Below are 7,532 nucleotides of genomic sequence, written 5' to 3'. Positions count from 1 at the left end.
ACACCCGTTCCCATGCCGAACACGGTCGTTAAGCTCTTCAGCGCCGATGGTAGTTGGGGGCTTCCCCCTGTGAGAGTAGGACGTTGCCGGGCGATTTCTTTACATAAGCCAAATCATATACATTCCACAGTAGCTCAGTGGTAGAGCAATCGGCTGTTAACCGATCGGTCGTAGGTTCGAGTCCTACCTGTGGAGCCAACCACGGAGAGCTGTCCGAGCTGGCCGAAGGAGCACGATTGGAAATCGTGTAGGCGGTGTAAAACCGTCTCGAGGGTTCGAATCCCTCGCTCTCCGCCAGTAACAATTTTGCTATATGTGGCCCGTTGGTCAAGCGGTTAAGACACCGCCCTTTCACGGCGGTAACACGGGTTCGAATCCCGTACGGGTCACCATTTTAAAGATAGATGCTTTATCGATTGTTATACATAACCATTAAGAGTCGGAGGATTAGCTCAGCTGGGAGAGCACCTGCCTTACAAGCAGGGGGTCGGCGGTTCGATCCCGTCATCCTCCACCATAGCTTTAACACTTTGTAACGACGCGGGGTGGAGCAGTCTGGTAGCTCGTCGGGCTCATAACCCGAAGGTCGGCGGTTCAAATCCGTCCCCCGCAATACCGTTGGTCCGGTAGTTCAGTTGGTTAGAATGCCTGCCTGTCACGCAGGAGGTCGCGGGTTCGAGTCCCGTCCGGACCGCCATTTATTTCTTAATAATACAAACGGCTTGGTAGCTCAGTCGGTAGAGCAATGGACTGAAAATCCATGTGTCGGCGGTTCGATTCCGTCCCAAGCCACCATTTATAACTACTGATTTTGTGTATGTACGGCAGTTTTTATTATGCCGGTCTAGCTCAATTGGTAGAGCAACTGACTTGTAATCAGTAGGTTGGGGGTTCAAGTCCTCTGGCCGGCATTTTTACTCTAGATTCATATATTGACTGAAGAAAACATATTGTGTAATATAGATAATGTGTCTTTGGAGGGGTAGCGAAGTGGCTAAACGCGGCGGACTGTAAATCCGCTCCCTCAGGGTTCGGCGGTTCGAATCCGTCCCCCTCCACCATTTAGGGGCATAGTTTAACGGTAGAACAGAGGTCTCCAAAACCTCCGGTGTGGGTTCGATTCCTACTGCCCCTGCCAATTAATTTGATCATGTGGCGATTGTGGCGAAGTGGTTAACGCACCGGATTGTGGTTCCGGCATTCGTGGGTTCGATTCCCATCAGTCGCCCCATTTATACATAAGTATTGGGCTATAGCCAAGCGGTAAGGCAACGGACTTTGACTCCGTCATGCGCTGGTTCGAATCCAGCTAGCCCAGCCATTTTGCGGAAGTAGTTCAGTGGTAGAACACCACCTTGCCAAGGTGGGGGTCGCGGGTTCGAATCCCGTCTTCCGCTTTGTTTTTTATTCGGCGGTATAGCCAAGTGGTAAGGCACGGGTCTGCAAAACCCTTATCCCCCGGTTCGAATCCGGGTACCGCCTCCATTATTTACTACCCTGCCGGGGTGGTGGAATTGGCAGACACACAGGACTTAAAATCCTGCGGTAGGTGACTACCGTGCCGGTTCAAGTCCGGCCCTCGGCATTAGTAGGACAACCATATGCGCCCTTAGCTCAGCTGGATAGAGTGTTTGACTACGAATCAAAAGGTCGGGAGTTCGAATCTCTCAGGGCGCGCCATAATATTTGATGTGCCGGTGTGGCGGAATTGGCAGACGCGCACGACTCAAAATCGTGTTCCCTCGGGAGTGTCGGTTCGACCCCGACCACCGGTACTTAAAACATGCAAGACATCAACGTTTCCCTTCTCGTAAGGGGAGCGTTTTTTCGTGTTTATGCGTACTATTCGCCTATAAAAAGGGCTCTAAAATAAAGGCTCTAGAATAAATGTTGGGGTATTCGCACAATGAGGACAAAAAAAGACACGCAAGCTCCTTTGATCCTGTTATCCTTGAATTGACGAGAAACAAAGAAAGGATGGAGCTGCGTGCAACAAAAGTCTATCATGAAAATCTCATGAGTGGTTTGCTATAATATCTTATTTTCATGATAAAATATTCTTACTAATATAGAACTGTTTTGGAGGTCTGTAAATGATCGTTTATGAAGCCAGCAAACAAGAATTTCTTGAACATGTTGATAAAGATGTTCTTGTTTCCCATATACTGACACAATTTGAATTGAAACTAGGACGTACAAGTGAGTCGGAAATTCGTTCTTGGGATAATTCGATGTTACATATGTACCGTGTTTTAAATGATCCCTTAATTCCAAATGACGCTGGTGTTGCAATTGAGTATAAGATTCCATATACATCAAGAAGAGTGGACTTTCTTCTATCTGGTCATGATGGTGAGAAAGATTCTGTAGTTATTGTTGAATTGAAACAATGGTCAGAAGTACAAAAGGTTGAGGGAAAAGAAGCTATTGTTAAAACGGCCCTCAACCGTAGTTTGCAGGAAGTACCCCATCCTTCTTACCAAGCGTGGTCCTATGCTGCACTTATTGAAGATTACAATGAAAATGTGCAAGAGCAATTCATCCAGTTAAAACCATGTGCGTATTTACATAATTATCGAATCGGTGATAATGATCCATTAACCGATGAAAATTATGATTATTATCTTGGCCTAGCCCCTGTATACGGCAAAGGTGAAGTGGAGAAGCTACGAAATTTTATAAAGAAATATATAAAATTTGGAGATCAGAAAGAAATTTTATATCTAATTGAACGAGGGAGAATTCGACCTTCAAAATCACTTCAAGACTCATTGTCAAATATGCTAAAGGGTAATCAAGAGTTTGTGATGATTGATGAGCAAAAGGTGTTTTATGAAACAGCACTCCAATTAGCAAAAAGAGCTATTAAAACGGATACTAAACAAGTCATGATAATTGAAGGTGGACCAGGCACGGGAAAATCCGTATTGGCTGTCAATTTATTAGTTGCATTGACAAATGAAACAATGACCTGTCAATACGTCACAAAAAATTCAGCACCGCGAAATGTCTACTCTACGAAGTTAAAAGGTGACTTTAGAAAAACTAGAATTGATAATTTATTCAAAGGATCTGGCAGCTATACAGAATCGGAAAAAGATGAACTGGATGTATTGATTGTTGATGAGGCACATAGGTTAAATGAGAAATCTGGGATGTTTCAAAATTTAGGAGAGAATCAGATAAAGGAAATTATTCATACCGCTAAAATGTCTGTATTTTTTATTGATGAAAATCAGCGAGTAACTTTGAAGGATATTGGTAGTGTAGAGATGATTAGGGAATATGCTGAAGAATATGGCGCAGAAGTTACATCGGGTATTTTAGCTTCACAATTTAGATGTGACGGCTCCGATGGCTATATCGCCTGGCTCGATGATGTATTGCAAATCCGTGAAACAGCAAATGCAAATGATATGGGATTAGATTACGATTTTAAAGTGTTTTCTACTCCAAATGAAATGAAAGCAGAAATTGAAAAGAAAAATAAAATTAAAAATAAATCTAGAATAGTTTCCGGATATTGCTGGGAGTGGCCAAAGGAAAACCGGACGAATTCAAACTTTCATGATATTAAAATTGAAGAGCATGGCTTTGGGATCAGCTGGAACTTAGATAGCTCTACAACATGGGCTATTGATGAAAACTCTGTACATGAAGCCGGGTGTATTCATACGTGCCAGGGATTAGAGTTTGATTATGTGGGAGTTATTATTGGTGATGATTTGCGATATGAAAATGGACAAGTCATAACGGACTATACAAAGCGAGCAAAAACGGATCAATCATTGAGGGGAATTAAGAAAATGCTTAAAGAATCTCCTAAAGAAGCTCTTGAGGTAGCAGATAAAATTATTCGTAACACGTATCGCACATTGATGACCAGGGGACAAAAAGGTTGTTATATATATTGTACAGATAAAAAATTGGAGCAATACTTTAAATCTCGTTTGATACGAGAAAGCGTGTATCGTGAAAGAGCATATGGAAATATGAAGACTGCTGAGAATAAAGAAAGTTATTAAGTTGGGAGAAGGTATAAATTTTGGAATTTTACTTTTTAGACTCATTTGATAAATATGGTAATATTAAGAGAAAAAAAGGTGTTGTATTTATTCATGAATGACAAGCAAAAAATCCTAGAAAACTCTTACTACAATATCGGAGAAAAAAGATCTAGAACTATTATAAATTATATCTCTATGTTGATAGCTCTATCGAAAAATAATCATTTAAATAAAACTGACCTTATAAATTGGATACATAGTAAATTTGAACAATTTGGTTACTTTCAAGAGAAAAAAATTCCTTCTCGGATAACAAATTACTAGAATTTACACAAGAATTTGTACAGGGTCGTGCTCTTTTATATGATGATATTAATGTGGATTTTATTGAAACTAATAAGGTTAAGGTAACCAGTGGCAAATGGTATGTGGAAAATCCACCAGAAAGCTTCTTTTTCTTTGATATTGATCCAAAAGAATTTTCTTCTTATGCTCAAGAACTAGCCCTAATAAATGCAATGAAACTAGGAATTCACCTTGATTTTGTTGATGATAAAGATAAAGAAATAGCTTATATAAGTTTATCAAACAATAGTGAATCGACAATAGATGAGCTTATTATAAAAAAAGCTGATCCAAAAAGTGACCTACCTGAAATAAGTAATTTCTTTGAAAAGCATTGGGGAGGTACAACTATGGTATCAAGGGGCAATGCTTTCAATGTTTTAGATGAGGAAATTATTTTAGCTAAACGTAATAAAAGAATAGTTGGTATACTAGCTTATTCGATACAAGGAAGCAATATTGAAATTTTAACATTAGAGGCAATTGAAAAATACCAGAATATAGGGTCTCTTTTGTTAGAAAAACTAGAAGAAATTGCTGTAAATAAAAATATTAAGTCTATTAACCTAATTACTAGTAATGACAATTTAAATGCAATTAGATTTTATCAAAGAAGAGGATTTTCATTTAAAAGTGTACATATCGGAGCAATTAATAAAGCTAGAAAAATAAAACCATCTATTCCATTAATAGGTGATTACGGAATTAAAATATCTGATGAAATAGAGTTTGAGAAAAGGGTGATTAAAGATTAGAAATTTTAAGAGCTCAATTATCGTTATTATCATCTCAATCGGTGTATTTCATGTTTAATTAGTGACTTTGTTAATTAAAACTGAAGGCGAGACTGGGACAAAAGGTTGTTTTTTTACCTTTTGCTCAGTCTCTAAGCAATGAGCGGAACCGCCACGATCTTTTAAAGCCCGTTGTGAGTGGGTTTCTCACAACGGGCTTGTGAAGCCATTGCCAGTAGGTCCAAAGCTAGTTTTGTCTCAAGCTCCGACCTTTTTTATTTCCCCATTACTAGCTTCATGCTAGATATCAAATCAGTGATATAAATTAGGTCCGATTTTATTCAGCACCTTTAGGAGTTAAGCCTGTGACTAGAGCAGAGACAGAGTCCTGGATGAATTCTTCGTTTGAAATTGGAATATTTGAAAAACCTAGCAATGTTTCTGAAACAAAATGTCCGTAATTGAAGCGCATGAATAAGGCTACAAAAGAGTCTATGTTGCCTTTAATCAATTTACCTTGATTTTGCATTTCTCTGAAGTAATCTAATAAAAACTGCTGAATTTCTTCAACGTTTTTGTAAAGAGTGAGGTGAAGGTCAGGTATTGTGTTTCGCTCGAGAACAGAAATCATATAGATTTGTTTGTTCTTCAGCATATAATTTTGATAGATGGTCGAGTAAAGTAATAAATCATGCTCTAATTCGTAGGTTAGCTCTTTTTCCAATTGTTCTTTTATGGAAGAAGCATATTGAAATTTAGCGATAATGGCGTCTAAAATATTTTGTTTGTTTCCGAATTGGCGGTATACTGTCATTTCACTGACAGCAGCATGGGCTGCGATTTCTTTAATGGTTACAGCTTTGTACCCCTTTGAAGCCATTAATGAAATAGCTGAATTTAAAATTTTTTCCTCTGTTTCCATATCATCACCCGTTTTTATACTGTCTTTTTTTAGAGGCAGCTGTTGTATTCTTCTAATCATATTAATAAAAAAACCGACAAGGAAAGCCGATAGAATCGTTCCTTCTCTAATACCTTGTATTTCCCCAAACGCCCAAAACGAAATAATCGCAGCTATAATTACTTGTAATGAGTCAAAGGCTATTTTCAACCTTCCAAAATTCTGTTCGTACTTCATTGAAATAACTTTTATTATCCCATCTGCCGGGTTAAGAATTGTATTTGCTGCTAATTGAAGGATTACTCCTAATGCGATCATGATACACCCTCCAACTAATAAAAATAGCTTTTCCACATAGAAGGAAGGGTGATAATTAGAAAAAATCAACATGCCCAAGTCGATAAAATAACCTAGCACAAGACCAATTAATAACTGTAAGTATTGAAATGGAGGAAAATCTTTCCATAACATCATCACCTGGACCAATACAAATAAAGCAGTTAAGAAGATAGTAAAGTGCCCTATCGTTAAAGGAAAAATAAAACTCAATACATACGGTATACTGGCAATTGGTGTAGTGCCTAGTTCAGCGTGTGTGACCATGGCAATCCCTATACCCATTACAAGCAATCCGATAATTAAAATTATATATTGTTTCATCTGTTTTTGCACTTTCCTCATCCCTCTCAGCCATGTTAGTTAGTACTAACTAACATGATAATGTGAGATAACTTTCAGGTCAAATTTTAGGGCTGTGTAGGAGATGCTTGGAGTTCAACATCACTTAAACTTTAGCTTAGTCCGACGTCATAAACGCTGATATTTGAAGGCTAGTTACTTCTCACACGCAGGACAAAATGTTTTTCAGGATTCACAATCCCTCGGCTGAACAATTGTTCAATTTTGATTATTTTGAATTTCCTTCTGTTCAAATGGTGTGGTTGCTTTGTATAATAACGTCAACAGGGTGAACATATGTAAAAGATAGTGAACAAAATATCGGACAGGGGTGGTGGATGTTTGTATCCGAAAAGTGAGCTAATTAAAGTAGCTAAACTATATTATGAGGCTGGTTTAACTCAACAACAGATTGCTGAGAAGCTATTGTATTCAAGACCAACAATTAGTCGGATGTTAGATGCGGCTCTCAAAACAGGGATTGTGAATGTGACGATCCAATATTCGCTTGAATCCGTTTATGAGCTTGAACAGGAAATTAAAAATACATTTAATTTAAAGAAAGTATTCGTGGCCCCTTCCTATATCGAGGTTTCTTCATTAATTAATAAGGATGTAGGGAAGGAACTGGCAAACTATTTGACCGAGCTTTGTCAGCCAGGAGATGTACTGGGAGTATCGTGGGGAACAACATTAAGTTATGTTTCGGAAGCGCTTACCCGTACAAAAATAGAAATGAGTAAATTTACTGTACAAAACTTTTATTAAAGTAACTTGAATCAATTTCATAAAGCCTAGTTCACGATTGTTAGACGACCCCCATTTCGCTTTTAGTGTTTTTAAAAAATTAATTACGCGGCTTGACTA

The 7,532-nt window shown here is 38.5% G+C and carries 4 protein-coding genes, 17 tRNA genes and 1 rRNA gene; 21 read left to right on the top strand and 1 reads right to left on the bottom strand.

Annotated features, from left to right (window positions below):
• From rrf to ABMB67_RS23020, 20 genes are all read left to right on the top strand, one after another.
• A 5S ribosomal RNA gene (gene rrf, locus ABMB67_RS23115) occupies positions 1-92 on the top strand; the annotation flags it as partial.
• A 31-nt stretch (positions 93-123) separates the two neighbouring features.
• Positions 124-198 (top strand) — tRNA-Asn (locus ABMB67_RS23110).
• 5 nt (positions 199-203) lie between these two features.
• A tRNA-Ser gene (locus ABMB67_RS23105) sits at positions 204-297 on the top strand.
• A 20-nt stretch (positions 298-317) separates the two neighbouring features.
• Positions 318-392, top strand: a tRNA-Glu gene (locus ABMB67_RS23100).
• A 49-nt stretch (positions 393-441) separates the two neighbouring features.
• Positions 442-517 (top strand) — tRNA-Val (locus tag ABMB67_RS23095).
• Between the two features lie 22 nt (positions 518-539).
• Positions 540-613 (top strand) — tRNA-Met (locus tag ABMB67_RS23090).
• Between the two features lie 7 nt (positions 614-620).
• Positions 621-697, top strand: a tRNA-Asp gene (locus ABMB67_RS23085).
• Between the two features lie 22 nt (positions 698-719).
• Positions 720-795 (top strand) — tRNA-Phe (locus tag ABMB67_RS23080).
• Between the two features lie 43 nt (positions 796-838).
• Positions 839-911, top strand: a tRNA-Thr gene (locus ABMB67_RS23075).
• A 65-nt stretch (positions 912-976) separates the two neighbouring features.
• Positions 977-1,061, top strand: a tRNA-Tyr gene (locus ABMB67_RS23070).
• A gap of 3 nt (positions 1,062-1,064) precedes the next feature.
• Positions 1,065-1,138 (top strand) — tRNA-Trp (locus tag ABMB67_RS23065).
• Positions 1,139-1,155: 17 nt separating this feature from the next.
• Positions 1,156-1,231: transfer RNA gene (locus ABMB67_RS23060), tRNA-His, on the top strand.
• 15 nt (positions 1,232-1,246) lie between these two features.
• Positions 1,247-1,321, top strand: a tRNA-Gln gene (locus ABMB67_RS23055).
• A 4-nt stretch (positions 1,322-1,325) separates the two neighbouring features.
• A tRNA-Gly gene (locus ABMB67_RS23050) sits at positions 1,326-1,397 on the top strand.
• A gap of 13 nt (positions 1,398-1,410) precedes the next feature.
• Positions 1,411-1,485 (top strand) — tRNA-Cys (locus tag ABMB67_RS23045).
• 14 nt (positions 1,486-1,499) lie between these two features.
• Positions 1,500-1,585, top strand: a tRNA-Leu gene (locus ABMB67_RS23040).
• 18 nt (positions 1,586-1,603) lie between these two features.
• Positions 1,604-1,680 (top strand) — tRNA-Arg (locus ABMB67_RS23035).
• A gap of 13 nt (positions 1,681-1,693) precedes the next feature.
• A tRNA-Leu gene (locus tag ABMB67_RS23030) sits at positions 1,694-1,775 on the top strand.
• A gap of 318 nt (positions 1,776-2,093) precedes the next feature.
• Complete coding sequence (locus ABMB67_RS23025) at positions 2,094-4,025, top strand: DNA/RNA helicase domain-containing protein (RefSeq protein WP_354573448.1); 1,932 nt, start codon at positions 2,094-2,096, stop codon at positions 4,023-4,025.
• Between the two features lie 359 nt (positions 4,026-4,384).
• On the top strand, positions 4,385-5,107 hold the full coding sequence (locus tag ABMB67_RS23020) for a GNAT family N-acetyltransferase (protein WP_354573447.1): 723 nt from the start codon (positions 4,385-4,387) through the stop codon (positions 5,105-5,107).
• Positions 5,108-5,423: 316 nt separating this feature from the next.
• Here the strand turns inward: ABMB67_RS23020 and ABMB67_RS23015 are convergent, their stop codons facing one another.
• Positions 5,424-6,659 carry a DUF6198 family protein gene (locus ABMB67_RS23015; protein ID WP_354573446.1) on the bottom strand — a complete coding sequence of 412 codons (1,236 nt, stop codon included), beginning with the start codon at positions 6,657-6,659 and terminating at the stop codon, positions 5,424-5,426.
• A gap of 348 nt (positions 6,660-7,007) precedes the next feature.
• Between ABMB67_RS23015 and ABMB67_RS23010 the strand changes: the two genes are divergently transcribed.
• Positions 7,008-7,433: a sugar-binding domain-containing protein gene (locus ABMB67_RS23010; RefSeq protein ID WP_354573445.1), complete on the top strand. Its 426-nt coding sequence runs from the start codon at positions 7,008-7,010 to the stop codon at positions 7,431-7,433.
• Positions 7,434-7,532 lie beyond the last annotated feature (99 nt).

The sequence above is a fragment of the Halalkalibacter oceani genome, assembly GCF_040544555.1.
GTDB lineage: Bacteria > Bacillota > Bacilli > Bacillales > Bacillaceae_D > Halalkalibacter > Halalkalibacter oceani.
The sequence above is the reverse complement of the archived record's forward strand: the minus strand, read 5'-3'. Positions and strand labels throughout refer to the sequence as shown.

Coding starts and splice junctions, on each gene's coding strand:
- ABMB67_RS23025 (WP_354573448.1), top strand. CDS start 2,094: ATGATCGTTTATGAAGCCAGCAAACAAGAATTTCTTGAACATGTTGAT.